This is a genomic window from Rhodococcus sp. USK13 (genome assembly GCF_018343855.1).
GTDB lineage: Bacteria > Actinomycetota > Actinomycetes > Mycobacteriales > Mycobacteriaceae > Rhodococcus_F > Rhodococcus_F oxybenzonivorans.
In genome coordinates this window covers 5,863,446-5,888,866 of the sequence record NZ_CP069242.1, presented here as the reverse complement: position 1 = coordinate 5,888,866, position 25,421 = coordinate 5,863,446, and the positions used below count along the sequence as shown (strand labels likewise).

The 25,421-nt window shown below is 66.1% G+C and carries 23 protein-coding genes; 14 read left to right on the top strand and 9 right to left on the bottom strand.

The genetic code is table 11. The features are described 5' to 3' along the window. Positions 1-31: 31 nt before the first annotated feature. Entirely contained in the window at positions 32-868 is an 837-nt protein-coding gene (locus tag JQT59_RS29555; RefSeq protein WP_213573060.1) for a helix-turn-helix transcriptional regulator, read from the top strand. Here the strand turns inward: JQT59_RS29555 and JQT59_RS29550 are convergent, their stop codons facing one another. Further along, positions 869-1,648, bottom strand: coding sequence for an acyl-[acyl-carrier-protein] thioesterase (locus tag JQT59_RS29550; RefSeq protein ID WP_213573059.1), 780 nt, complete (start codon positions 1,646-1,648; stop codon positions 869-871). Between the two features lie 152 nt (positions 1,649-1,800). Between JQT59_RS29550 and JQT59_RS29545 the strand changes: the two genes are divergently transcribed. The 6 genes from JQT59_RS29545 (at position 1,801) to JQT59_RS29520 (ending at position 8,873) form a co-directional block, all read left to right on the top strand. After that, positions 1,801-3,462, top strand: a complete 1,662-nt coding sequence (locus JQT59_RS29545; RefSeq protein WP_213573058.1) for an FAD-dependent oxidoreductase — start codon at positions 1,801-1,803, stop codon at positions 3,460-3,462. Between the two features lie 36 nt (positions 3,463-3,498). Further along, entirely contained in the window at positions 3,499-4,473 is a 975-nt protein-coding gene (locus tag JQT59_RS29540; protein ID WP_213573057.1) for an NADPH:quinone oxidoreductase family protein, read from the top strand. 81 nt (positions 4,474-4,554) lie between these two features. Further along, positions 4,555-5,025, top strand: coding sequence for a MarR family winged helix-turn-helix transcriptional regulator (locus JQT59_RS29535; RefSeq protein WP_213573056.1), 471 nt, complete (start codon positions 4,555-4,557; stop codon positions 5,023-5,025). Next, positions 5,022-6,551 (top strand): DHA2 family efflux MFS transporter permease subunit, encoded by a 1,530-nt coding sequence (locus JQT59_RS29530; protein ID WP_213573055.1) that lies wholly within the window; start codon positions 5,022-5,024, stop codon positions 6,549-6,551. The genes JQT59_RS29535 and JQT59_RS29530 overlap by 4 nt, the downstream gene beginning before the upstream one ends. 159 nt (positions 6,552-6,710) lie before the next feature. Then, on the top strand, positions 6,711-7,808 hold the full coding sequence (locus JQT59_RS29525) for an LLM class flavin-dependent oxidoreductase (protein WP_159920409.1): 1,098 nt from the start codon (positions 6,711-6,713) through the stop codon (positions 7,806-7,808). A gap of 87 nt (positions 7,809-7,895) precedes the next feature. Beyond that, entirely contained in the window at positions 7,896-8,873 is a 978-nt protein-coding gene (locus JQT59_RS29520) for a pirin family protein (RefSeq protein ID WP_213573054.1), read from the top strand. Between the two features lie 11 nt (positions 8,874-8,884). On the opposite strand, the gene JQT59_RS29515 is transcribed toward JQT59_RS29520, so the two are convergent. Genes JQT59_RS29515 through JQT59_RS29505 form a run of 3 tightly spaced genes read right to left on the bottom strand, consistent with a single transcriptional unit; the run spans position 8,885 to position 10,857 of the window. Next, the gene (locus JQT59_RS29515) at positions 8,885-9,829 is read right to left on the bottom strand and encodes a serine/threonine dehydratase (RefSeq protein WP_213573053.1); all 945 of its coding nucleotides are present in this window, start codon (positions 9,827-9,829) and stop codon (positions 8,885-8,887) included. 32 nt (positions 9,830-9,861) lie between these two features. Continuing rightward, on the bottom strand, positions 9,862-10,290 hold the full coding sequence (locus JQT59_RS29510) for a PaaI family thioesterase (RefSeq protein WP_213573052.1): 429 nt from the start codon (positions 10,288-10,290) through the stop codon (positions 9,862-9,864). Between the two features lie 3 nt (positions 10,291-10,293). Continuing rightward, the gene (locus JQT59_RS29505; protein ID WP_213573051.1) at positions 10,294-10,857 is read right to left on the bottom strand and encodes a TetR/AcrR family transcriptional regulator; all 564 of its coding nucleotides are present in this window, start codon (positions 10,855-10,857) and stop codon (positions 10,294-10,296) included. A 164-nt stretch (positions 10,858-11,021) separates the two neighbouring features. Here JQT59_RS29505 and JQT59_RS29500 point away from each other — a divergent pair, with 164 nt between their 5' ends. After that, positions 11,022-12,173, top strand: a complete 1,152-nt coding sequence (locus tag JQT59_RS29500) for an adenylate/guanylate cyclase domain-containing protein (protein ID WP_159926985.1) — start codon at positions 11,022-11,024, stop codon at positions 12,171-12,173. 12 nt (positions 12,174-12,185) lie between these two features. Here the strand turns inward: JQT59_RS29500 and JQT59_RS29495 are convergent, their stop codons facing one another. Further along, complete coding sequence (locus JQT59_RS29495; protein ID WP_213573050.1) at positions 12,186-12,383, bottom strand: hypothetical protein; 198 nt, start codon at positions 12,381-12,383, stop codon at positions 12,186-12,188. Between the two features lie 73 nt (positions 12,384-12,456). After that, positions 12,457-14,976 carry an aminopeptidase N gene (pepN, locus tag JQT59_RS29490; protein ID WP_213573049.1) on the bottom strand — a complete coding sequence of 840 codons (2,520 nt, stop codon included), beginning with the start codon at positions 14,974-14,976 and terminating at the stop codon, positions 12,457-12,459. A 91-nt stretch (positions 14,977-15,067) separates the two neighbouring features. Here pepN and JQT59_RS29485 point away from each other — a divergent pair, with 91 nt between their 5' ends. Together JQT59_RS29485 and JQT59_RS29480 are read left to right on the top strand one after the other, a co-directional pair. Next, positions 15,068-15,619 (top strand): TetR/AcrR family transcriptional regulator, encoded by a 552-nt coding sequence (locus tag JQT59_RS29485; RefSeq protein WP_213573048.1) that lies wholly within the window; start codon positions 15,068-15,070, stop codon positions 15,617-15,619. A 219-nt stretch (positions 15,620-15,838) separates the two neighbouring features. Next, positions 15,839-17,434, top strand: coding sequence for a GMC oxidoreductase (locus JQT59_RS29480; protein WP_213573047.1), 1,596 nt, complete (start codon positions 15,839-15,841; stop codon positions 17,432-17,434). Positions 17,435-17,452: 18 nt separating this feature from the next. Here the strand turns inward: JQT59_RS29480 and JQT59_RS29475 are convergent, their stop codons facing one another. The 3 genes from JQT59_RS29475 to JQT59_RS29465 all read right to left on the bottom strand — a co-directional run bounded on the left by JQT59_RS29475 (position 17,453) and on the right by JQT59_RS29465 (position 20,067). Continuing rightward, positions 17,453-18,304: an EamA family transporter gene (locus tag JQT59_RS29475; protein ID WP_213573046.1), complete on the bottom strand. Its 852-nt coding sequence runs from the start codon at positions 18,302-18,304 to the stop codon at positions 17,453-17,455. Positions 18,305-18,365: 61 nt separating this feature from the next. Next, entirely contained in the window at positions 18,366-19,166 is an 801-nt protein-coding gene (locus JQT59_RS29470) for a crotonase/enoyl-CoA hydratase family protein (RefSeq protein WP_213573045.1), read from the bottom strand. Between the two features lie 58 nt (positions 19,167-19,224). Beyond that, positions 19,225-20,067, bottom strand: a complete 843-nt coding sequence (locus JQT59_RS29465) for an SDR family oxidoreductase (RefSeq protein ID WP_213578210.1) — start codon at positions 20,065-20,067, stop codon at positions 19,225-19,227. A gap of 119 nt (positions 20,068-20,186) precedes the next feature. Between JQT59_RS29465 and JQT59_RS29460 the strand changes: the two genes are divergently transcribed. The 4 genes from JQT59_RS29460 to JQT59_RS29445 are packed head-to-tail and all read left to right on the top strand — an operon-like array spanning position 20,187 to position 25,421. Beyond that, positions 20,187-20,978 (top strand): TIGR03084 family metal-binding protein, encoded by a 792-nt coding sequence (locus JQT59_RS29460; protein WP_213573044.1) that lies wholly within the window; start codon positions 20,187-20,189, stop codon positions 20,976-20,978. Then, positions 20,975-22,681, top strand: a complete 1,707-nt coding sequence (locus JQT59_RS29455; protein ID WP_213573043.1) for an acyclic terpene utilization AtuA family protein — start codon at positions 20,975-20,977, stop codon at positions 22,679-22,681. Before JQT59_RS29460 ends, JQT59_RS29455 begins: the two co-directional genes overlap by 4 nt. Then, positions 22,678-23,826, top strand: a complete 1,149-nt coding sequence (locus tag JQT59_RS29450) for an acyl-CoA dehydrogenase family protein (protein WP_109328027.1) — start codon at positions 22,678-22,680, stop codon at positions 23,824-23,826. Before JQT59_RS29455 ends, JQT59_RS29450 begins: the two co-directional genes overlap by 4 nt. After that, positions 23,823-25,421 carry an acyl-CoA carboxylase subunit beta gene (locus tag JQT59_RS29445; protein WP_213573042.1) on the top strand — a complete coding sequence of 533 codons (1,599 nt, stop codon included), beginning with the start codon at positions 23,823-23,825 and terminating at the stop codon, positions 25,419-25,421. Before JQT59_RS29450 ends, JQT59_RS29445 begins: the two co-directional genes overlap by 4 nt.

Genomic DNA, 25,421 nt, shown 5'->3' with positions numbered 1-25,421 from the left:
AGGGTATCCGCGGGTGGGGCACAGTTGGTCCATGGACCGCACCGAGCTGGCCGACTTCCTCCGCCGTCGCAGAGAGCAGTTGGTCCCCGCGGATGTGGGCTTGCCGCCCGGTGTCCGGCGCCGGACACCCGGACTGCGACGCGATGAGGTCGCGCTGCTCGCAGGTATGTCCACCGATTACTACACCCGGCTCGAGCAGGCTCGCGGCCCGCACCCGTCGACCTCGGTGCTGGGCTCCCTTGCCCGGGCACTGCGGCTGACCGATGACCAGCGTGACCATCTGTACCTGTTGTCGGGACAGGTGCCACCGCTGCGTGCGGTAGGAGACAAGCACGTCGGGCCGGGACTGCTGCACCTACTGGACAAGCTTGACGACACCCCGTCCTGCGTCATCTCCGACCTCGGTGAGGTGCTGCTGCAGAACCGCATGCACGTCGCCCTGTTCGGGGACCTGTCCACGTTCTCCGGTCTCGACCGCTACCTTCCGTGGCGGTATTTCGTGCACCCGGGGGAACGCTCGATGTTCCCCGAGGAAGAACACGAGCGGCTCGCCGCGAACCAGATCGCGGATCTGCGGGCCACCGCGGCGCGCCGGGCGGGCGACGCCGACGTGACGGAACTGGTGACTCGACTCCGCGAGCGGAGCCCCGAGTTCGCAGCGCTGTGGGACCGCCATGACGTGGCGGTACGCCGCTCCGACACCAAGAGCGTGCTCCACGCGGAGGTCGGACGGATCGACCTCGTGTGCGAGACGCTTCTGACACCGAGCGCCTACCAACACCTGCTGGTGTACCTGCCGCAACCGGGTTCCGACGCCCGGGCGAGGCTCGATGTGCTGCGGGTGATCGGTACCCAGCAGATGGTCTGATCACACGGAGAGGGGACCCACTTTGGCGACTGCCCGCATGGTGTCGTCGACCAGGAACCACACCGTCAACGACGTGTCGTCGCGGCGGGAGCGAAGAATGATCTTGTCCGTCGACACGATCGGCGACAGGTACTCGAGCACGGCGCGGTGCGGGTTGTCGACGAGGCGGCCGCCACCCGGGTGCTCGTGATCGGCCAACAACTCTTCCACCGCTTGCCAGTAGACGGCGTTGTTGACGTGGTCGAACGGGTCGATGTCGGTGCGGCGCAGCCCGAACGGCGTCTCCTCGACGCCTTCCTCGTCGGTCGACGGAGCGTCCTCGACCAGCCAGCGCTTCCACTTCAAGCGCGTTTCGTTGGCGGACTCACCGAGTGCATCGATGAACCCGTCCTCGATGCGCGTCGGCATCCCGGTTTCGGCGCTGATGTGAATCCAGAATCCTTCGGTCTCGATCAGGGCGCCCTTTTCGCCTTCGATCTGTACCCGCATGTTCGTCCATCGGGTGGACAACCCCGAACACCACCGGCGAAGGTGCACGCGTTCAGGCCACACCGCCGGACGGATGATGTCGATGACCGTCCGGCGGACTATCCACAGGGGGTGGCTCTCGGCGGCGTCGACGGCCTCGAGGTTGTCCAGCCCGGCGTCTTGCAGGTAGCGGGCGATTCCGTCGAGGCGCAGTCGCTTGGCCGCGTCGATGTCCCCGGTGCGTACGGGCCAGGAAGTCTCGAAAACTCGGCCGCGATCGGGGAGCACGGCCAGTGGCTGATCGAGTGACAAGGTGAGTTTCCTTCGCTCGTGGACAGTCTCCTGATTCTCGCATTCGGCGGCGAGGGTTGTTCGGAGACGCGTTTCTCAGTACAGTTTCCATAACTGTTACTTCGTGTAACACACACGAACACATGGTCCGAACAGGTGTGAGGAATCCGCAAATGGCATATGTCATCACGCAGGCGTGCTGCAACGACGCGAGCTGTGTCTCCGCTTGCCCCGTGAACTGCATCCATCCGACGCCGGAGGAGCGGGAGTTCGCTCAGACCGAGATGCTCCACATCGACCCCGAGACCTGCATCGACTGCGGGGCGTGCGTCGACGCCTGTCCCGTGGACGCGATCTTCCCGGAAGACAAGCTCCTGGGATCGCTCACCCGCTACAAGGACATCAACGCCGACTACTACACGACCAATCCCATGCCGACGGGGTGGCTTCCGCTCACTCCCGCCACCCCGCCGCGACGGGATCTGGGGAAGCTGCGGGTCGCCGTCGTCGGTGCCGGGCCTGCTGCCTGCTACGCCGCCGGTGAGCTGCTCGAGCGCTCCGACGTCGAGGTCGACATGTTCGAGAAGCTGCCGACGCCGTGGGGCCTCGTCCGCGCCGGGGTCGCGCCGGACCATCCCGGCACCAAGGAGGTGACGCGGATGTTCGAGTGGAGCCTCGACCGCCCGAACTTCGAATTTCACCTCAACGTCGAGGTCGGCAAGCACATCACCCACGACGAACTCCTCCGCAACCATCACGCGGTCGTCTACGCGGTGGGCGCGTCGAGCGACCGACGGTTGAACATCCCCGGCGAGGACCTACCCGGAGTGCACGCTGCCACGGAGTTCGTTGCCTGGTACAACGGCCACCCGGACTATGCCGATCGCACGTTCGACCTCTCGGGGAAGCGGGCCGTGATCGTCGGAAACGGCAATGTGGCGCTGGATGTCGCCCGCATCCTCACGATGAACGTGGCGGAGCTGGAACGTACGGACATCGCCGACCACGCACTTGCTGCATTGCGCAACAGCAACATCGAGGAGGTTGTTCTCCTGGGTCGCCGAGGTCCCGCTCAAGCGGCATACAGCAACCCCGAGTTCCTTGCGCTCGGCGATCTCGAGAACGTGGACGTCGTTATCGACGACGCCGATCTCGACCTCGATGACGGCAGCCGCGCACTGCTCGACGACCCGGCCACTGCGATGAAGGTCCGGCTGGCGCAGGAGTTCGCCGCACGCACTCCGCGGCCCGGACACAAGCGGATCGTGTTCCGGTACCTGACGTCCCCGCTCGACATCACGGGATCCGGTAAGGCCGAGGCGCTGCGCTTCGGACGCAACGAACTCGTCGTCGACGAGTCCGGCGCCGTCGTCGCCCGGCCCGTCGACGACAACGGCTCGCTCGACACCTCTCTCGTGCTCCGCTCCATCGGCTACCGCGGCAATCCCGTGGGTGGCGTCGCGTTCGACGAGAAACGTGGCGTCATCCCCAACGAACGCGGCCGCGTATCCGACCGCGTGTACGTCACGGGGTGGATCAAGCGCGGTCCCAGCGGTGTCATCGGAACCAACAAGGCGTGCGCCAAGGAGACGGTCGCCGCCCTGCTCGAGGACTTCGAGGCGGGCAAACTTCGCGGCGACGTCGGAACCCGCAAGGACGTCAAGAAGCTCGTCGAGCGCCGGCAGCCGGAGCAGATCGGTTTCACCGGCTGGCGGGCGATCGACAAGGCCGAGACTGCGCGCGCGGAAGGGTCCGGCCGACCCCGGGTGAAGATGACGGACAAGGTCGAAATGGTGGCTGTCGCCCGCAAGCGGAGACGTCTCTTCGCTCGTTGATCACTTCCGGTCCCGGTACGCGTCTAGCATTCGGGAATGCGCGCAGTGGTGGTGACGGAACTGTCCGGGCCGGATGGCATGACGGTGCAGGAGGTGCCCGAACCGCAGGCTGATGGTGCGGTGCTGATCGATGTCCGGGCGAGTGGGGTGTGTTTCCCCGACCTGCTCATCAGCTACGGCAAGTATCAGCTTCGGCCCGAGCCGCCGTTCGTTCCCGGGGCGGAAGTGGCCGGGGTTGTCGTGTCGGCGCCGCCGGACAGCGGGCTCGAACCCGGTCGGCGGGTGCTGGCCGTCTCGCACGTCGGCGGATACGCCGAGCGGGTCGCCGTGCCGCCCGCACAGGTGCTGCCGATCCCCGACTCGCTGAGCTTCGAGGCCGCTGCGTCCCTCATCGTCAACTATCAGACGATGGAGTTCGCGTTGCAACGGCGCGCGCATGTGCGTTCCGGTGAGACGGTCGTCGTGCTGGGCGCGGCGGGTGGTGTCGGCACGTCGACGATCCAGCTGGCGAAGGCCCACGGCGCGCGGGTGATCGCCGTCGTGCGGCGGGACGGTGCCGGGGAGTTCCTGCGGGAATTGGGCGCCGACGAGGTCGTGCAGCTCAGGGAAGGCTGGGGCGAGCATGTTCGCGCCCTGACCGGTGGTGTCGGCGCACAGGTGGTCGTCGATCCGGTCGGTGGTGACGCATTCGACGAAGCGGTGCGGGTGCTGGCCCCGGAAGGGCGGCTGCTGGTCATCGGGTTCGCCGGCGGAGCGATTCCCGAGGTCAAATTGAATCGTGTGCTCTTTCGCAACATCAGCATCGTCGGGGCGGCGTGGGGTGAATTCCTCCGTACCGAACCGGCCGCGCTGGCCGAGGTGCACGCTGCACTCCTCGGGCACATCGAGCGAGGTCTGACGCCGCTGGTGACGGGCCGATACCCGCTGGCCGACGCCGCGGAGGCGCTGCGCGACCTCGAGGCAGGGCGCGTGCTGGGCAAAGCCGTACTCGTGCAGGATCGCGAGCAGTGACGCTGTGATACCCGACACCGATAATTCGGTTGCGCCATAGTTGCTCTTCAGCAATAGTTGCATGCGCGCTAGCATTTCGGGGTGGCCGACAACTCTCCTGCTCTTCTCTTCGATGTACTCAACGATTTCTTCTCGCAAGTGTTGTGTGTGGGGGAGTCGGAGTCGATGGACGCCCTGATCGAGCTGGACCTCACGTTCTCTCAGGTACGCATGCTTTTCGCGCTCGCGCAGCACGGTGAGCCACTGCCGATCAACGAGGTTGCGGAACGGTTACGGCTCTCGGTGGCGGCAGCCGGTCGGAACGTCGACCAGCTCGTAAAGCTCGGTCTCGTCGTTCGTCGGGAGGACGATCGTGACCGGCGGGTCAAGCGTGTGTCCTTGTCGGAGGCGGGGCACAAGCTGGCCAACCAGCACATCGACTGCAAGCGTGATCAGTTGCGACAGTTCGCATGGCGGATTCCGGAGGCCGAGCGAGCTCGACTGATCGAGGCCCTACAACCGATCCTCGCAGGAAACTTCCTGCGGGAAGACAACCAGGAGACATTCGGATGACATCGCCGAACGCCGCGCCCGCGGTGCCCGACAAGCTCGACGGCACGGTCCTCAAGATCGCGTCGGTGGTGGTGCTCGGCGCCATCATGTCGATCCTCGATGTGACCGTGGTCAGCGTCGCGCTGCCGACATTCGCCACCGAGTTCGACAGCACCTACGCCACCGTTGCGTGGACGATGACCGGGTACACGCTCGCGCTCGCTACCGTCATCCCTCTCACAGGGTGGGCGGCCGACAGGTTCGGCACCAAGCGCCTGTACATGACCGCGCTGATCCTGTTCGTGCTCGGCTCGGTGCTGTGTAGTTTCGCCTGGGACATCACGACGCTGATCGGATTCCGCGTGCTTCAGGGTCTCGGCGGCGGCATGTTGATGCCGCTCGGCATGACGATCATGACAAGGGCGGCCGGTCCGGATCGAGTCGGCCGGGTCATGGCGGTGCTCGGTATCCCGATGCTGCTCGGACCCATCGGCGGTCCGATCCTCGGCGGCTGGCTGATCGAGGCGGCCAGCTGGCACTGGATCTTCCTGATCAACCTGCCCATCGGTGTCGTCGCGCTCGCGGCGGCGTTCATCATCCTGCCGTCGGACAAGCCTTCGCCGTCGGAGTCCTTCGATTTCCTCGGAATGCTGCTGCTCTCGCCCGGCCTGGCGCTGTTCCTGTTCGGGGTGTCGTCCATTCCCGAGGTCGGCACCGTGGCCTCGGCTCGAGTGCTGGTGTCCGGAGCCATCGGACTGGTGCTCATCATCGCGTTCGTCTTCCATGCGCTTCGCAAGGATCACCCGCTGATCGACCTCCGCCTGTTCAGGAACCGGCAGTTGTCGGTCGCGGTCATCACGACCTCGCTGTTCATCGTCGCGTTCATGGGTGCAGGTCTGCTCTTCCCGAGTTACTTCATCCAGGTCGGGGGACACACCACTCTGGCTGCCGGTCTGCTGATGGCTCCGCAGGGAATCGGCGCGATGCTGACCATGCCGGTTGCCGGTCGGCTCGTCGACAAGATCGGTCCGGGCAAGATCGTGCTCACGGGTCTGCCGCTGATTCTGGTCGGCCTCGGAGTGTTCACTCAGGTCGCAGGGGATTCACCGGCGTGGCTGCTGATGGGTGCGCTGTTCGTGATGGGCCTGGGAATGGGTTGCACCATGATGCCGCTGATGACCGCGGCCATCGTCACCCTGTCCAACGAGCAGGTCGCGCGCGGTTCTTCGCTGATGAACATCGTCCAGCAGACCGCGGGTTCGATCGGTACCGCCGTCATGTCGGTCGTTCTGACGAACCAGCTCCTCGATCGGGGTCTCGACAACCAGACTGTGGCGATGCAGCACGTTCCCGAGGTGGCCGCGCAGCAGCCTCCAGGCGCCGTCGACAGCATTCTGAACGCCGCGGCCGAGGCCTTCGGCAACACCTTCATGGTGGCGACCGTGCTCATCGCACTGACTCTGATTCCGGCGTTCCTGTTGCCGCGGAAGAAGACGGTGAATCCGTCGCTCGAAGCAGAGGATGTTCCGCAGATCATGATGCACTGACCGGCTGCGCGGGGGATCCGGCGTAATCGCGTCGAGGGGCGGCAAGCACTTCTGTGCTTGCCGCCCTTCGCGTTCCCAGCTACCCGGAATACTCGCGTATGGTTGAATGTTGTATCAAATTGATGCACGCGTGACTATGCGGTTCCGGAGGAACATCTCATGCAGTTCGGAATATTCACCGTCGGCGACGTGACGACCGACCCCACCACCGGCCGCACTCCGTCCGAGCACGAGCGCATCAAGGCGATGACCACCATTGCCACACACGCCGAAGAGGTCGGGCTCGACGTCTTTGCGACCGGCGAGCATCACAATCCGCCTTTCGTCCCGTCGTCCCCGACGACCATGCTGGGGTATCTCGCCGCCAAGACGAAGAAGATCATCCTCTCGACGTCGACAACGCTGATCACGACCAACGACCCGGTGAAGATCGCCGAGGACTACGCCATGCTGTCGCATCTCGCCGACGGACGCGTCGACCTGATGATGGGCCGCGGCAATACGGCTCCGGTCTATCCGTGGTTCGGTCAGGACATCCGCCAGGGAATTCCGCTGGCGCTCGAGCACTACAGGTTGCTGCGTCGACTCTGGGACGAAGAGGTCGTGGACTGGCAGGGACAGTTCCGTACCCCCTTGCAGGGCTTCACCTCGACGCCGCGGCCGCTCGACGGTATTGCGCCATTCGTGTGGCACGGCTCCATCCGTAGCCCGGAAATCGCGGAGATCGCGGCCTTTCACGGCGACGGATTCTTCGCGAACAACATCTTCTGGCCCAAGGAGCACTACATCGCGCTGATCAATCTGTATCGGGAGCGCTACGAGCATTACGGTCACGGGCGTGCCGATCAGGCGATCGTCGGATTGGGTGGGCAGGTGTTCATGCGAAAGAACGCACGGGACGCCGTCGACGAGTTCCGACCCTACTTCGACAACGCCCCGGTGTACGGGCACGGCCCCAGCCTCGAAGACTTCACCGAGCAGACGCCGTTGACGGTCGGGACGCCCGAGCAGGTGATCGAGAAGACCCTCACGTTCGCCGACTTCTTCGGCGACTATCAGCGTCAGCTGTTCCTCGTCGATCATGCAGGCCTTCCCCTGAAGACGGTGCTCGAACAGCTGGACCTGCTCGGTGGCGAGGTGGTTCCTGTGCTGCGCAAAGAGTTTGCCGCCCGTCGTCCGGCGCACGTGCCGGAGAATCCACCGACGCACGCGTCGATGAAGGCCGATCGGACGTTGACCGAGGCCACCCCTCTGTAGAACTGATGTGGCGTCTGTCGACGAGACGAGACGCCGAGCGTCGCACCCGTGGTACCGCGCAGAGCCGACGAAAGGCACGATGGAATCGTGAGCAATGTGGAAGCGAATTCGGTGGAGAAGCGGTGTGAGTCCCGTCCCGGTGGCGACGGTATCGAGGTGCTGAGCGCGCGCGAGGTTCCGCTGGGCGGTCCTCGCGCCATGCCGGTCCGGCGCACTCTGCCGCAGCGCGAGCGTTCACTGATCGGGGCGTGGTGTTTCGCCGATCACTACGGCCCGGACGATGTCGGACTCACCGGGGGGATGAACGTCCCACCGCACCCGCACACCGGGCTGCAGACAGTGAGCTGGTTGTTCACCGGCGAAATCGAGCACCGCGACAGCATCGGCTCACACGCCATGGTCCGACCCGGCGAACTGAACCTGATGACGGCGGGGCGGGGCATCGCACATTCGGAGGTGTCGACGCCGGAGACGCGCATTCTGCACGGCGCCCAGCTGTGGGTGGCGTTGCCCGCCTCGGCTCAGGACGCGCCGCCCGCCTTCGACACCTATGCGCCGGAACCGGTGGAGTTGGACGGCGCAACGGTCCGGGTGTTTCTCGGTACCACGGCGGGGTCGACATCGCCGGTCCAGACATTCTCGCCGCTGCTGGGGGCGGAGGTCCTGCTCGATCCGGGTGCCGACGTCACCTTCGACATCGAACCCGGTTTCGAAGTCGGGGTTCTGGTCGACGAAGGCGACGTCCGGCTACGCGGAACCCCGTTGAAGTGGGCGGAACTCGGCTATCAGCCGCCGGGGTCCTCGGTAGTGGCGTTGCGAAATACGGGTGAGACCCGCGCCCGGCTGCTGCTGCTCGGCGGCGAGCCACTCGGCGAGCAGGTGATCATGTGGTGGAACTTCCTCGGTCGCAGCCACGACGACATCGTCGGCTACCGCCGGGACTGGCAGTCGGAAATCCGTGGCGCAGGGTCCGCCGACTACCGGTTCGGAACCGTCGAGGGATACGACGGTTCGGCTTTGCCTGCGCCTGAGCTGCCGAACAGCCGGCTGAAACCCCGCGGCTGATCCCTCGCCCTTCAGTAGCTGGTCAGTGCGGTGTTGGCACCGCACAGGACGACACACAGCGGTCGATCCGAGGGTGGTACGAGTTCGCCGGTGAGGATCGCGGCGAGCGCCGCCGCCGTGCCGTGTTCGACGACGATCCGGAACTCCTCCCACAGGAGCGTTCGCGCGTCGAGCAGTGCGCTGTCGTCCACGACGAGGCTGTCGACGGGCCGCCCCGACACGGTGGCCCACGCGATCGAGCCGATCCGGGTGGCCCCGAGGGAGTCGCCGGCAATGCTGTCGATGTCGATGTCTACGGGACGGCGTGCCGCGACGGCCGTGTGCAGGGTGGCCGCGCCGCGCGGTTCCACACCGATGATGGCGTCGTCGTCGCGGCTACCCGCGACGATGCCCGACAGCAGACCGCCGCCGCCCACGGCGACCACGTAGGTGACCGGTTCGGGGACGTCGTCCTGGATCTCGAGGGCGATGGTGCCCGCTCCCGCGACGATGTCCGGAAGGTCGTAGGCGTGCAGCGCCAGAGCGTTCGACGACTCGGCGAGCTCTGCGGCGTACGCGGCGGCCTCCGCATAACGGTCACCCACCGTGCGGACATCCGCCCCCAGCGCCCGCAGTTTCTCGATCTTGATGTCGGGCGCGGTGTTCGGCACCACCACGGTGCACCTCACACCGCGCAGGCGTGACGCCCAGGCTGCGCCGATCGCGGCGTTTCCACCGGAGGCGATGACGACACCCGCGTCGGCGAGCTGCCCCTCCTCCTCTGCGTGAAGCATGGCGTTGAGACTGCCGCGGACCTTGAACGATCCGCCGTACTGGAGGAATTCGAGCTTGAAGATCACCGGAACGTCACCGTGGGCCGTCGGAACGGTGGCCCGGAAGGTGGGAGTGCGCCGGATCAGCCCGTCGATGCGCTCGCGCGCGTGAACGACGGAAGCATGGTCCACTGTGTCTGCCATGACATACATCGTGTCATCTCGTGGCGGCGGTGCTACCGCGTCTGCTTGACCGTCGCGGTTCCCTGCGCGGCGGCACAGAGCACCTCTGAGCCGTCTTCCTGCACTGCGTAGATGTCGCAGCGGCACAGAGCCTGCCGCCGGGTCGCGGCGTCGGCCCGAGCGTCGGCGCGAAGGATCACTCCCAGCGCTGGACGCAAGTAGGTGATGGTGAATCCGGCGGTCATGATGTTCGCGCCGAGCACGGTGCCGGCCGCGAAGGTGAGCGCATTGTCGGCGGCGTAGGACAGGACGCCGCCGTGCACGAAACCACTCTGCTGCCGTAGATCGTCACGGACGGGGATCTCGAGGGTGGTACGGCCGTCGCCGAACTGCGTCATGCGGGCGCCCACGAGCATGCTGAATGGCTGCGCTTCCAGCACGGCCCGGGCAGAGTCCGGAGTCAAGGCGACATCCACGGTCATGGTTCACTCCTGAGTTCGTAGCGACATCCACGCGGCGCGCGCCAATTCCGGGGCCACGGCGGCGGGTTCGGTGGTCATCGAGCCGGCGAGCCAGTGCCGGGAATACTCCTGTGCAGGTCCGAGCCACAGTGCGTACAGAACATCGAAGCCGAGGCGACGGACCGTGCCGTAATGCTCGTGGACACGCCACCAGTGCATTACCTGGCGGAAGAATGCGGCGTTCTTGTCGTGCACACGCTGGTCGACGGCAGGGGGACGAGGCGCAGACAGGATCGCGGCCCTGTCCCTGTGTGTGGACACCCACGCGAGGTGGTGTACGACCGCTCCTTCGATTCCGGTCCGGGCCTCCGCGCACTCGGACAGTGCAGTCCAGAACTGATCCTGATAGTCGGTGAGTGCGCGGAGCCAGACCTGCGCGTACAGCTCGGCCTTGTTGGGGAAGTGGTGGTACACCGCACCCACGCTCGCCCCAACCTCCTGCCGGATGTCGGACAGTCGGGTCTCGAGAACTCCGCGGCGTGCGAAGTGTGCTTCCGCCGCATCCAACAACAGACTTTGAATCGGCATGCACCGAATATAGTTCGGTCTCACCGTCCGCGGGAAGCACTTCCCGTAATCTCCGCGATCAAGGCCGTGATGCCTGCGACGATGAGGACGTGCTCAATTCCCGGGCGAAACGGCGGCTTCCGCGGCGAGTCGGCGTGCGGCTCGTGCCGCGGCCGGGAGGGCTGGTGTCCCCGGCGCCTCGTTTACTGCGCCGTCCGGTTCCGCATCGTGTTCAGATCGAGAACTTCGAACGTGCCGGTCTCCTGGAGGGGCTCTCGGGTTCGGACCGTGCTGCCCGGATCGGCGTGCTCGACACGCTGGTCGCGGAGAACGTGACGATCGACGAACTACGCGCCGCGACTCAGGGCAACCGGCTCGCTCACCTGTTGCTCGAGCATGCCTTGTCGCCGAAAGGCACGTACAGCATCGAGGAAATCTCGCAGTTGGCCGGTCTCACCGTCGAGGATGCCCGCCGTTGGTTTCGTGCCATCGGCAGGGGAGCGTCCGAGGACGGGGCGTACTACAACGACGGTGATGTGAGCCTTGCTCGAGGATTGAAGCAGTACCGAGATCTGGGACTCGACGAAGGTGGAATGTTCGCGGCCGCACGCGTCATGGGCCGCAATATCTGGACGTTGGCCGATGCCGCGGAGGCCCTCCTCCAGGACCGTCTCGCGGCAGCGGGTGATCACCCGGAAGTTGCCCTGCAGTATGCGGTGGAGGTGCGCCGCATCGCAGATTTCCAGGCACAGATACTCGCGCACATTCTTGCGACGAGCCTGCGTGAACAACTGCGTTCGGACGCCGTCGGCATCGCCGGTGACTCGAACCTGCACATCCGGGGTTCTCAGCAGATCGGGGTGTGTTTCGCCGATCTCGTCGGGTTCACGCTGCTCGGCGAGCAGGGCGCGGCGGACGATCTGAGCCGGGTCGCGGAACGGCTCGACCGCCTGGCCACTGACCTGGTGGTCTCGCCTGTGCGTTTGGTGAAGACGATCGGGGACGCGGTCATGCTGGTGTCGTGGGATGCCTCCGCGCTCGCGGGCGCCGCACTCGACCTCGTCGATGCCGCCCGTCTGGAAGGGTTGCCACCACTTCGAGCCGGCATCGACTGGGGAACCGCAGTGCCGAGCGCGGGCGACTGGTTCGGTCGACCGGTCAACATGGCGTCCCGCGTGGTGGCCGTCGCACCCGCCCACGAGGTGGTGGTCACCGGTGAGTTCTACGACGAACTGGACACCGACGACTTCTGGTGTGAACCGGCCGGCAGCCACAGGCTGAAGGGCATCGATTCGCCTCGGGAACTCTTCGCGATCGGCCGACGATCCGTCGCCTGAGTAACAGTTCTGCTAGAGCTTGTAGGACCCGGCGAAAATCGAGATTCCCGGCTTCCGACTCTCGACCTTGGTGCGCACGTGCAGGTCGGCGTAACCATCCTTGCCCTCGCGGAGCATCCGGGGACCGACGATCTCCTGCAGGACGTGTTCCTCTGCCGACTCGAACGACGTATCCGACGGGAGTTCGACCTCGAAGTTGTGCTGGTCCACGAGTGTCCTTTCCTGGTACTTCCGCGGGCGAATGCCGGTCCCGTCTCGATGATATGGGCTCCTCGCCCGTGCGTCAGGGTTCGTCCGAGGGCGTGCGCGTCCAGAATCCGCAGTTGAACTCCTGCGCCCGGAGATCGCGCGCGAGATGGTCGCGTTGCTCGACGATCAGTCTTCGCAGAGCGCCCGGTGCGTCGGCGTTCGCTGCAAGCCAGGCGTCGGCCGCGGCGAGGGTCGTCTCCCGGGGGAACAAGCCGGTCACCACCCGGCGTGCCATCTCGATGCTCCGGTCCCGCCAGATCGGACGCACTGCGGCGAAGTAGTCCGCCGCGAACGGTGCGACGAGGTCACGTCGTGCTCCCGCGAGGAATCCGCTGATGGTGGCGTCGAGGTGATCGTTCGACAGCGAGTGGTCGTGGAAGATGGACGCCCAGGCCTCCGCCTTGACGGCGACTTCCGGACGGGCCGACATCGCACGCAGGTACGCGGTGCGACCGGACCCGGTGTCGTCCCGCTGCCATTCGGCGTGCAGGTCGGTGTCATCGGCATGACCGGTGGCGGCGAGAGCGAGCCAGAACGCCCACCGCAGGTCGGGGTCGAGAGACAGTCCGGACGGCGGCGGTGCACTGCCGTCGAGAATCGATCGAATATCCGCCGCCCGGCCTCCGTCGGTTGCCGCAACAGCGGCGACAGCGCGCGCCCAGGTGAGCTGGTCGCCGGAATCACTGACGAACATTTCGTTCCAGGTGTGCTCGAGCCATCGCCTGCGGGCGTCCGCTCGGGCGGATTCGGGTAGGTAGTGCTCGATCGCGAAGGGCACATTGGACAGCACCGAGGTCAGGAGAGCCGGGTTGGACTCCGTAGGCGAGAACCGCTGCGCCATGGCAAGATAGCGGGCTGCCTCCAGTTCGCTGTCCCGCGTCGCATTCCAGAGGGACGACCAGATCAGCCCGCGTGCCAACGGGTCGCGAACCCGGTCGAGGGAGTTCTCCACCGTGGTCAGCGAGCGAGTGTCGAGACGCACCTTCGCATACGTCAGATCGGCGTCGTTCGGTAGCACCAGCGGGGCATCTGTGAGGTCGACGGGAGTGCGCGAGGTCGTGATGTCGATTTCGGTTCGCTCGGTGCACACCAGGTCGCCGGCTTCATCGAAGTCGTACATGCCGATCGCCAGCCGGTGCGGTCGGGGATCGGTCTGCGAAAGACTCGCACCGCCCCCGTCGTTGCGCTCCAGGGCCAGAGTCGATACTCCGCTGGTCTGCAACCAGGCTTCGGCCCAGCTGGTCAAGTCGCGACCGGATGTGCCGGACAGCTCGGTCAGCAGATCGGCCAAGGTGGTGTTTCCGAAGGCATGGGCGCGGAAGTAGCGGCGAGCGCCCTCGAAGAACGCGTCCCGACCCACGTAGGACGCGAGCTGCTTCAGAACACTGGCGCCCTTGGCGTAGGTGATGCCGTCGAAATTGAGCTTCGCGGCTTCGAGGTCGACGATGTCGGCCACGATGGGATGGGTCGTCGGGAGCTGGTCCTGGAGATAAGCCCAGGCCTTGCGCCGGTTGGCGAACGCCACCCACGCCTGCGTCCACCGCGTCGCCTCGGCACTGGCGAGCGACCCCATGTAGTCGGCAAACGACTCCTTGAGCCACAAATCGTCCCACCACACCATGGTGACGAGGTCGCCGAACCACATGTGCGCCATCTCGTGGAGGATCGTGTTGGCCCGACCCTCGTACTGGGCATCGGTCGCCGACCCACGGAACACGTACGCCTCGGTGAAGGTGACGCAGCCCGGATTCTCCATGGCCCCGAGGTTGTACTCGGGAACGAAGACCTGGTCGTATTTACCCCATGGATACGGGTAGTCGAAGGCGTCGGCGAAGAAGTCCAAACCCTGCTGAGTAATCTCGAAAATGGTGTCGGCGTCCAGATATCGTGCCAGGGATGCCCGGCACAGGACACTCAGCGGAACTGTGAGGTTTCCTCTCTGCCAAGAGGATTCGACCCTGTGGTACGGACCGGCCACGATTGCGGTGATGTAGGTGGACAGGGGCAAGGTAGCTGCGAAGGTGACGACCTGGCCGTCGCTGACGGTGTCGCGACGGTCGACGTGCTGGTTGGAGATCACCTCCCAGCCCCGCGGCGCGGTGACGACGAAGGTGAACGAAGCCTTGAGGTCGGGTTGTTCGAAGCACGGGAAAACCCGGCGGGCGTCGGCCGGCTCGTACTGGGTGTACAGGTACGTCTGTGCGTCGGACGGGTCGACGAACCGGTGCAGACCCTCCCCGCTGCGCGAGTAGTCGCCGTGTGCGACGACGGTCACGACAGAGGATTCCCGTAGTCCGGTCAATGCGATACGTGCACCGTCGTACTGCACGCCCACTGCGGTTCCGTCGACGGTCACCGACTCCACCCGGGTACCGATGAAGTCGAGCCAGGTGTCAGGGGAGCGTGAGGAGAATTCCACCGTTGTGGTGGTGCTGAAGGTATCCCTGCCGGGGTCGACGGCACCGAGTAGGTCGAGCTCCACTCGGTACCGGAGCACCTCGATCGACCGGCTGCGTTCGGCTGTTTCGGCCCGGGACAGGTTCGCGGTACTCACGGCGTCGATACTGCCAGGCGGAGAGGGCTCGCGGAGAGAGACGGTGCGACGGCCGGGCGACCACGTGAGGGCGGTACCCGATAATGGCCCCATGCGGTCGCGGAAGAAGATCCTGGATGCCACGCTCGAGTTGATCAGAAGTGACGGCTTCGACGGGGTCACCATCGCGGCGGTGGCTCAGGCCGCGGGCGTCACGCGGCAAACGGTCTACTCCATCTTCGGGTCACGCGAGGAACTGGTGTCGCAGGCGATCGCCGGTCTTGCGGTGGAGGTGGTGGGCGGCATCCGTTCCCGCTTGGACGCCACTGACACGCCCTTCGAGCTCGTCGTCGAGCTTGTCGTCGCCAGTCGGGCTGCGGTGCACGCGGACCCGGTCCTCGCGGCACTGCTCCAGGCCGTGCAGGGGAACCCTCTTTTCGACGCGGGAATGATGCGTCGCGCCAAACCCGTTGCACGCGAGTTACTCTCACCTCTCGTTGATCGCTACCCCGACACGCAGTCGTACCTGGACGACATCGTCGAAATTCTGGTCCGCCTGGGACTCTCGGTCATCATGTTCGACGACGAAGCCGTTCACGCCGACGACGACCTGCGCAGGTTTCTCACCCGCTGGCTACTGCCGGCGATGCCCTTCGGCTCGTGACGACCCGGAGCGGTGTGCGCCCCAGGTTCCGCCTCTCTGAAGAACGAGATTCTTGACACATCCTCGATCGAGTGTCTAGTTTTGACCTCGCCTGAGGGATTGCTTCGGGCGCTCTGCCCGCAAAGTGCGTCCGGTTGGCCGGCTCACGCGCGATGTGACCACGTCGACCTATCTTGTCATCTCGCCGAGTACGTCTTCATCGAGAGCTGGGGGAAAGCTGTGTCTGCACTCAATCGCCGGTCCTTTCTGACGGGCGCGGCCGCCGCGGGAATTGCGTTGGCGAGCCCGCGTGTTGCCCAGGCCGGCGTCAGTCGCGAGGACCGTGGTGCGCGAACCTCGGTCACCCGCGAAGATCATCGGGTGATCGTCGTCGGATCCGGATTCGGGGGTGGTGTCGCAGCTCTTCGGCTGGCCGAGGCGGGCGTGCCGGTACTCGTGCTCGAACGTGGAATGCGTTGGCCCACAGGTCCCAACGCGGAAACTTTCCCGCGCGCTACAACTCCGGACAAACGGATCCTCTGGTACGAATCCAGCCCACAGCTCTTCGGCGCGCCGGTGGCGATGGAGCCGTACACAGGTCTCCTCGAGACGGTGCTCGGTGAGAACATGACCGCACTGTGCGCTGCGGGAGTCGGCGGCGGGTCCTTGGTATATCAAGGGATGACCCTGCAGCCGGCCGAGGCCGTCTTCAACTCTCATTTTCCGGAGGCGCTCGACTGGGCGACCATGGACAGGATTCACTACCCGCGGGTGGCGCGCATGCTGAAACTCGCGGTCGCTCCCGACGAATTGGTCGCCAGCCCGAATTACCGGGCTGCAAGGGTATTCGAGCAGAATGTCACGCGCGCCGGTCTTCCCGTGGCGAAGATTCCGATGCCGATCGACTGGAACTACGCGCTCGACGAGGTCCACGGGCGCGTGAAAGCGTCGTATACCAATGGCGAGGGCGCTTTCGGCGTGAACAACGGCGGTAAACACTCGGTCGACGTCACGTACATCGCCGCCGCCGAGGCGACCGGGCGCGTGACAGTGGAGATGCTGCACCAGGTCACCGACATCGAGCGGGCCAAGGATGGCCGATGGATCGTGCACGTCGACCGGATCGACTCGTCCGGCAGAGTCCTCGAGAAGAAGATACTCACGACGACCGCTCTGGTGATGGCCGCCGGCAGTGTGAACACCACCAAGCTGCTGGTGCGGGCGTCGGCAAAGGGGCAGATTCCGGACCTACCCGACCAATTGGGCGCCGGTTGGGGTACCAATGCCGACCGAATCTATGTGTGGACAAGCCTCGAAGAGGAATTCGGTGCTCCGCAGGGCGGCCCGGTGGTCTACGGCAGTCTGAACTGGGACGACCCCTCGTCCGCCCACACGGTCATCCAGGCGTCGATTCCACCGCTCTCCTTCGACGCCCGCAGCACGATGCTCGTCGGGTACGGCGTCAGTGAGGGCCGTGGCAGCTTTGCCTACGACTCGGCGAATGACGGCGCTGTATTGCGTTGGCCGAAGGAAGGTGACGCAGTCATTCAGCAGGGTCATATCGATCCGACCGTGCGAAGAATCGCCGGGCCGGGCAGCATACTCACGGACACCAATTCGGTATTCCCCTCCACCTGGCATCCGCTGGGCGGTGCCTGCATGGGCACGGTGTGCGACCTCGAAGGCCGCGTGCAGGGCCAGCGCGGGCTGTACGTGCTCGACGGTGCCCTGATGCCCGGCAACACCGCCGCGTGCAACCCGTCGATGACGATCGCTGCTGTGGCCGAGCGCGCATTGGACCGCATCGTCGCTGCCGACGTCGGGACCCTGATATGAACTGGACGCGGAGATGAACTACCTGTTACTCAGCACCGACCCGATGCCGGCGGCGACGACGAGCGCGATCGCGGCCAGCGTCTGCAGTCCCAGTACCTGCCCGAGGACGAGAACCCCGGCGAGCGTGGCAGCAGCCGGCTCGAGCGCGATGAGGATGGCGAACACCTTCTTACTCATCACCTGCAGCGCCCGCAGTTCGAGAGTGTACGGAATGACCGAAGACAGCAGAGCCACCGCGGCGCCCACCGCCAGAGTGTGGGGATCGAACAGTGCTGTCCCGCCTGAGATCACGCCGAGAGGCAGCGTGAGCACCGCGGCGACGATGCTGGCACCGGCCAGGCCGTCGGCGCTCGGAACCGTCGCCGCCAAGTGGGAACCGGCGATGATGTAGCCCGCCCACGCCGCCCCCGCAGTGAGGGCGAATGCGACACCGACGGCGTCCAGCGCCTCGCTGCCCGTGTCCCGCAATCCGAGCATCAACACTCCCGCGAGAGCCGCCACCACCCACACGCCGTCGCGGAGTCGTCTCGACAAGACGGCGGCCAGGGTGAGCGGCCCCAGGAACTCGATGGTGACGGTGGTGCCCAACGGTAGCCGCGCCAGCGCCTCGTAGAAGGCCGAATTCATCACTGCGAGAGCAAGTCCCAGGGCGATAATGCCCTCTCGTTGCGGTCGCGTCCACCGACGCCATCGTGGACGGACCAGAATGCCGAGAATCAGCGCGGCGACGGTGAGCCGCAGTGCCACGGCGCCCGACGCGCCCACCGTGTCGAACAACGTGCTCCCGAAGGCGGCGCCGAACTGGACGGACAACACCGATCCGAGGACCGACAGGACAGGGACGAGCTGGCTGGGGGACGTTTCGGTCACGGCCGCTGTGTTTCCGGCGCAGCGGTGCGGTGAACCTGTCGTACGGCCGGGCGGAACCGATTCACTGCCCCGTGAAGTTCGGTGTCCGGCGATCGAGCATCGCCCCGACCGCTTCGTGGTGGTCGGCGGTGTGGTGTGCGAGCGCTTGCATCGCCGCCGAGAGTTCGAGCAGGCTTTCGAGGCTGTGTTGACGTCCCTCGCGAAGCAGCTTCTTGGTCATCCGGAGCACCTGGGGTGGGTTGACCGCCACCCGGTCGGCCAGCGCCCGCGCCGCCGGCAGCAACTGGTCGGGCTCGGTCACCTGGGAAACGAGTCCCCACTCGAGGGCTTTGGCGGCGTCGATCGCGTCACCGGTGAACGCCATCTCGCTGGCGCGGGCCATGCCGATGGCCTGCGGAAGGAACCAGGCACCCCCGTCGCCGGGAACGAGGCCGACCTTGACGAAACTCTCCGCGAAGACGGCGGCGGTGGAGGCGATCCGCATGTCACACATCAACGAGAGGTCGCACCCCGCACCGATTGCCGGTCCGTTGACGGCGGCGATGGTCGGTACCTCGCAGTGGTGCAGGGCGAGCGGGATCCGCTGGATACCGTGGCGGTAGCCCTGCCGGATTTCGGCGGGTGAGCCGCCGAACATTCCTTCGCGGTTCTGCATGTGCTTGACGTTGCCGCCGGAAGAGAAGGCCGAACCGGAACCGGTGATGATGGCGGCGCGCACGCTGGGGTCACCGTTGACCTCGGCCACCGCGTTCTCGAGCGCCTCGATCACGTCGGGCTCGGAGATCGGGTTGCGGGCCTCGGGACGGTTGAGCGTCCACGTGATGATGTCGCCATCGCGGGTGGTGAGCACAGCGTCGGTCATGAACGGCTCCCTCTGGGTGTGTGCGGCTTTCGGAACAGAGCCAAGTCTTTCATTCCGGCTAGATGCCGGCCCGCCGCACCAACGCGTCGGTGAGGGTCGGCGCGAAGAGGCCCAGAAGCCGGAACAGCTCCCCATATCCCGGAAGCAACTCCACGGGCCGCGTCCGGACCGCGGTGACGAACCATTCGGCCGCCTGCTCCGGGGACAACGCCGCCATCGAGTCGTAGTCCGTGGTCGGGGCGATCATCGGCGTCCGCACCAGAGGCAGGTCGAGGGTGGTCACGGCGATGCCGCGATCGCGAAGTTCGGCACCGAGACTGCGTCCGAACGCGCCGACCGCCGCCTTCGACGCGTGGTAGGCGGAGAACTTGGGCATCACACCCGCGGGCACACCCCACGTGGCCACGTTGATGATGTGGCCGTCGCGACGCTCGAGCATCGACGGAAGCAGCGCGAGAGTGAGCCGGGTCGAACCGAAGTAGTTGATCGCCATGGTGCGCTCGTAGTCGTGAAAGCGGTCGAGCGAATCTTCCACCGTCCGCCGGATCGAGCGTCCGGCGTTGTTGACGAGGACGTCGACAGGGCCGATATCGCCGAGCACCCGGGACACCATGGCGTCGATCGAGTCGGGGTCGGTCAGATCGCAGGGGACGGCGTGCGCGTCGCACCCTGCACGCAGGATGTCGTCGCGGACGGCTTCGAGGGCTTGGGCGCCTCGGGCGACGAGCACGACCTCCGCGCCGAGATGTGCGAGTCGGCGTGCCGCAGCCTCGCCGACACCCGACGAACCCCCGGTGACCAGGATGCGCTTCCCGGCGACCCGATGTCCCGACTTCGGTACGAGGCGCGTCGCGAGTGTCCGCGGCGAGGGGAGAGGATTCAGTGCCGCCTGGGTGAGCAACTGTCGGATCACGTCCCCAGCGTGGCAGCAGACCGCCCGCAATGCACCCGGCGACACGGCAAGGATAAAAACAATCAATCGTGCTTGCTTTTTTACCGGGCTGGTGTGATGCTGGTCGCATGGCCGAACTGCAGAGGTTCATCGACGACGTGTGTGCCGAGAGTGAGGCGCTGGATGCGCTGGTCGCAGACCTCCCGGACTCCCGATGGGCAGACCCCACACCCGCGGAGGGATGGACGATCGCCCACCAGATCGGGCATCTGCTCTGGACCGATCGAGCCGCCCTGCTGGCGATCACCGACCCCGACGCGTTCACCGTGCAGCTGGCGGTCGCCGCGGCAGACCCGGCAGGTTTCGTCGACGCCGGTGCCCGCGAGTTCGCGAGCCTCCCGCCGGCGCAGCTCCTCGACGACTGGCGGACGACCCGTGCACAGCTCGCCGCTGCTCTGGCCGCGGTGCCGCCCGACCAGAAAATCCTGTGGTACGGCCCGCCGATGAAGGCGGCGTCCATGGCGACGGCCCGCTTGATGGAGACGTGGGCACACGGTCAGGACGTGGCCGACGCACTCGCGGTGCCCCGCAAACCCACCGATCGGCTGAAGAGCATCGCCCACCTGGGCGTCCGCACCCGCGACTTCGCCTTCGCCGTCAACGAACTCGCGCCACCGACCGAGGAATTCCGGGTCGAACTGACTGCCCCCGACGGCGTGTCCGTCTGGACATGGGGACCCGAGGACGCCGCCCAGAGGGTGACCGGACCGGCAGAAGACTTCTGCCTGCTCGTCACTCAGCGTGCGAATCGGGCAGACCTTGCTCTCGTCGCGACCGGGCCCGACGCCGACCAATGGCTGGACATTGCACAGGCTTTCGCGGGACCCGCCGGCGGGGGACGGGAAGCGGGGTCGCGATGACGGTGCGGATCGGCAACTGTTCCGGCTTCTACGGTGACCGCCTGTCGGCGATGCGCGAGATGCTCGAGGACGGCGAACTCGACTACCTGACCGGTGACTATCTCGCCGAACTGACCATGTTGATCCTCGGTCGTGACCGTATGAAGGACCCCGACCGGGGATACGCCAAAACGTTTCTCCGCCAGGCTGAAGACTGCCTCGGACTGGCCCTGGACAAGGGCGTCCGCATCGTCGCCAACGCAGGTGGACTCAATCCCGCAGGTTTGGCCGCGGCGCTGCGCGCAGTGAACGACACGCTGGGGCTGCAGGCAAAGATCGCTCACGTCGAGGGTGACGACTTGATCGGGCGGGCCGCGGAACTCGGACTGGGCAGTCCGCTGACCGCCAATGCCTACCTCGGGGCGTGGGGAATCGTCGAATGCCTGAACGCCGGGGCCGACGTGGTGGTCACCGGCCGTGTCACCGACGCCTCGGTGATCGTGGGACCGGCGGCTGCGCACTTCGGGTGGCAACGGGGCGACTTCGATCAGCTGGCGGGTGCGGTCGTGGCGGGTCACGTCATCGAGTGCGGCACCCAGGCCACCGGGGGCAACTACGCATTCTTCACCGAGATCGCCGACCTCGACCGGCCCGGGTTTCCGATCGCCGAGATCGACGCGGACGGATCCTCGGTCATCACCAAGCACCCTGGAACGGGCGGGGCGGTGACTGCCGGAACAGTGACCGCGCAGCTGCTGTACGAGATCACGGGCGGCCGGTACGCCGGCCCCGACGTGACGGCCCGCATCGACACCGCCGAGCTGTCCGATGACGGCGCCGATCGTGTCCGCATCAGCGGGGTCACGGGCGAGCCGCCGCCGCCCCAGCTGAAAGTCTCGTTGAACACGCTGGCCGGATTCCGGAACGAGGCCGTGTTCGTCCTCACCGGCCTCGACATCGAGGCCAAGGCGGCGCTGGTGCGGAGACAACTCGAGAGTGGGCTGACCACCCGTCCGGCCGAACTGGAGTGGTCGCTCGCTCGCACCGACCACCCGGACGCTGATACCGAGGAAGCCGCGAGCGCGCTGCTGCGGTGTGTGGTTCGCGATTCCGACGCCGCCGCGGTGGGTCGCAGCTTCTCCTCGCTCGCAGTCGAACTCGCACTCGCCAGCTATCCCGGCTTCACGCTCACCGCTCCACCCGGGCAAGGGCAGCCCTATGGGGTTTTCACGCCCGGGTACGTGCACGCCAAGGAAGTTCCGCACGTCGCGGTACTGCCGGACGGCGCCCGCGTCGACATCGAGCCGTCTCCCGAGGTGCGTGAACTCGAGGACGTCGACGATCCGGTGCTTCCGGGGCTACCGGCCGGTGGCCCGACGACGCGTTGTCCCCTCGGCGCCATTGCCGGTGCCCGTAGCGGCGACAAGGGCGGCAACGCCAACGTCGGTGTGTGGGTCCGCACCGACGAACAATGGCGGTGGCTGGTCCACACCCTGACAGTCGACGAAGTGAAACGACTCCTCCCGGAGGCTGCCGACCTCCCCGTTACGCGGTACGTGCTGCCGAAACTGCGCGCGGTCAACTTCGTGATCGAGGGAATTCTCGGGCAGGGCGTGGCGTCCCAGGCCCGATTCGACCCGCAGGCCAAGGGTCTCGGTGAATGGCTGCGATCGAGGCACGTCGATATTCCGAAAGCACTCCTCCCCGAAGGGACAAGTTCGTGAACGTGTGGGACACACCGGAACGGCAGGAGCTGCGCAAGACCGTGCGCGGTTTCGTCGAGCGACAGATACTTCCGCACCTCGCGGACTGGGAGCGTGACGGTGAGATTCCGCGCGCACTGCACCGTGAGGCAGCCGAACTGGGGCTGATGGGCGCTGGTTTTCCGGAGTCCGTCGGTGGCGAGGGTGGGGATCTGGTAGACGCGGTCCTCATCTGCGAGGAGATGCATCAGGCCGGCGCGTCGGGTGGTCTGTTCGCGTCTCTGTTCACCTCAGGCATCGCCCTGCCGCACCTGGCAGCGGCCGGTGACCCGGAGCAGATCGAGAAGTGGGTGCGGCCCACCCTGCGCGGAGACCTCATCGGCTCGCTCGCCATCACGGAACCGGGCGGCGGTTCCGACGTCGGACACCTGCGAACCACCGCGGTGCGCGACGGCGATCACTTCGTCGTCAACGGCTCCAAAACCTTCATCACTTCCGCGTGCCGCGCCGACTTCGTGGTCACCGCGGTCCGCACCGGCGGACCCGGTGCCGCCGGTGTGTCCCTCCTCGTGATCGAGAAGGGAACACCCGGTTTCGAGGTGGCCCGCAAACTCGACAAGATGGGATGGCGCGCGTCCGACACCGCGGAGTTGTCCTTCGTCGACGCGCGTGTGCCGGTCGCCAACCTCGTCGGCGCCGAGAACAGCGGATTCTCACAGATCGCCCAGGCCTTTCTCACCGAACGCATCGCGCTTGCAGCCCAAGCGTATTCGAGTGCGCAGCGGTGCCTCGACCTCACGTTGGCGTGGGTCCGCGACCGCGAAACCTTCGGGCGGCCACTGATCAGCAGGCAGGCAGTGCAGAACACGGTCACGGAAATGGCCCGGAAGATCGATGTGGCCCGGGTGTACACCCGGACTCTGGTCGAGCGGTCGCTCGAATCGAACGAGGACTTCATCGCGGAGGTGTGTTTCGCGAAGAACACCGCGGTGGAGTCGGGCGAATGGGTGGCCAACCAGGCTGTTCAGCTGTTCGGCGGGCTCGGTTACATGCGGGAGAGCGAAGTGGAACGGCAGTACCGGGACATGCGCATCCTCGGGATCGGTGGCGGTACCACCGAGATTCTGACCGGGCTCGCCGCCAAGCGATTGGGGTATCAGGCATGACGACGCTGAAGTCGACTCTCGACACCGGCTCGGACGAGTACGCGGCGGCGGCGAAAGCCATGACCGACAAACTCGCCGAGATCGACACCGAACACGCCAAGGCGCTCGCCGGCGGCGGGGAGAAGTACACCGAACGGCACAAGAAGCGCGGAAAGCTCCTCGCCCGCGAGCGCATCGAATTGCTGCTGGACCCCGACTCGCCCTTCCTCGAGCTGTGCCCGCTGGCGGCGTGGGGCAGCGAGTTCCCGGTCGGTGCCAGCACCGTGGTCGGGATCGGGGTAGTCGAGGGTGTCGAGTGCCTGATCGTGGCCAACGACCCGACGGTCCGCGGCGGCACGAGCAACCCGTGGACTCTGCGGAAAGGTTTCCGCGCCAACGACATCGCACGGCAGAACCGGCTCCCGGTCATTTCACTGGTGGAGTCGGGCGGCGCCGACCTCCCCACGCAGAAGGAAGTGTTCATTCCCGGCGGTCGCATGTTCCGCGACCTCACCCAGCTGTCCGCGGCGGGCATCCCGACCATCGCCCTCGTCTTCGGGAACTCGACCGCCGGGGGCGCGTACATCCCAGGCATGTCCGACCACGTCGTGATGATCAAGGAACGGTCCAAGGTGTTCCTCGCCGGACCTCCGCTCGTGAAAATGGCCACCGGTGAGGAGTCGGACGACGAAACCCTCGGCGGCGCCGAAATGCACGCCCGCAAGTCCGGACTCGCCGACTACTTCGCCGTCGACGAGCAGGACGCGATCCGGATCGGCCGCAGCATCGTCAAGCGACTGAACTGGAAGAAGCAGGGCCCCGCGCCCCGGGCCGAGGTCATCGAACCGCTCGCTGACCCCGAGGAACTGCTCGGCATCGTCCCCGCCGACCTCAAGATCCCGTTCGATCCCCGAGAGGTGATCGCCCGCATCGTCGACGGCTCCGACTTCGACGAGTTCAAGCCGATGTACGGGTCGTCGCTCGTCACCGGCTGGGCCGAACTGCACGGGTATCCGATCGGCATCCTCGCCAACGCGCGCGGTGTTCTCTTCAGCGAGGAGTCGCAGAAGGCCACCCAGTTCATCCAGCTGGCCAACCGCTCGAACACCCCGCTGCTGTTCCTGCACAACACCACCGGATACATGGTGGGTAAGGAGTACGAGGAGGGCGGGATGATCAAGCACGGTTCGATGATGATCAACGCGGTCTCCAACTCCACCGTCCCGCACATCTCGATCCTCCTGGGGGCGTCGTACGGGGCCGGGCACTACGGCATGTGCGGACGCGCATTCGACCCGCGATTCCTCTTCGCCTGGCCCAGTTCCAAGTCGGCCGTCATGGGCGGTGCGCAGTTGGCGGGCGTCATCTCCATTGTCAGCCGGGCCTCGGCCGAAGCGCGCGGCCAGGCCTTCGACGAAGAGGCCGACGCCGGGATGCGGGCCATGATCGAGAACCAGATCGAGGCCGAATCGATCCCTATGTTCCTGTCCGGCCGCCTGTACGACGACGGTGTGATCGATCCCCGCGACACCCGAACCGTGGTGGGAATGTGCCTGTCGGCCATTGCCAACGCCCCGATCGAAGGTGCCGAAAACTTCGGCGTCTTCCGGATGTGA

Coding starts and splice junctions, on each gene's coding strand:
- JQT59_RS29510 (WP_213573052.1), bottom strand. CDS start 10,290: ATGACCGTGGATGTCGCCTTGACTCCGGACTCTGCCCGGGCCGTGCTG.
- JQT59_RS29455 (WP_213573043.1), top strand. CDS start 20,975: ATGACGGTGCGGATCGGCAACTGTTCCGGCTTCTACGGTGACCGCCTG.
- JQT59_RS29505 (WP_213573051.1), bottom strand. CDS start 10,857: ATGCCGATTCAAAGTCTGTTGTTGGATGCGGCGGAAGCACACTTCGCA.
- JQT59_RS29555 (WP_213573060.1), top strand. CDS start 32: ATGGACCGCACCGAGCTGGCCGACTTCCTCCGCCGTCGCAGAGAGCAG.
- JQT59_RS29445 (WP_213573042.1), top strand. CDS start 23,823: ATGACGACGCTGAAGTCGACTCTCGACACCGGCTCGGACGAGTACGCG.
- JQT59_RS29545 (WP_213573058.1), top strand. CDS start 1,801: ATGGCATATGTCATCACGCAGGCGTGCTGCAACGACGCGAGCTGTGTC.
- JQT59_RS29530 (WP_213573055.1), top strand. CDS start 5,022: ATGACATCGCCGAACGCCGCGCCCGCGGTGCCCGACAAGCTCGACGGC.
- JQT59_RS29540 (WP_213573057.1), top strand. CDS start 3,499: ATGCGCGCAGTGGTGGTGACGGAACTGTCCGGGCCGGATGGCATGACG.
- JQT59_RS29485 (WP_213573048.1), top strand. CDS start 15,068: ATGCGGTCGCGGAAGAAGATCCTGGATGCCACGCTCGAGTTGATCAGA.
- JQT59_RS29515 (WP_213573053.1), bottom strand. CDS start 9,829: ATGGCAGACACAGTGGACCATGCTTCCGTCGTTCACGCGCGCGAGCGC.
- JQT59_RS29525 (WP_159920409.1), top strand. CDS start 6,711: ATGCAGTTCGGAATATTCACCGTCGGCGACGTGACGACCGACCCCACC.
- JQT59_RS29460 (WP_213573044.1), top strand. CDS start 20,187: ATGGCCGAACTGCAGAGGTTCATCGACGACGTGTGTGCCGAGAGTGAG.
- JQT59_RS29470 (WP_213573045.1), bottom strand. CDS start 19,166: ATGACCGACGCTGTGCTCACCACCCGCGATGGCGACATCATCACGTGG.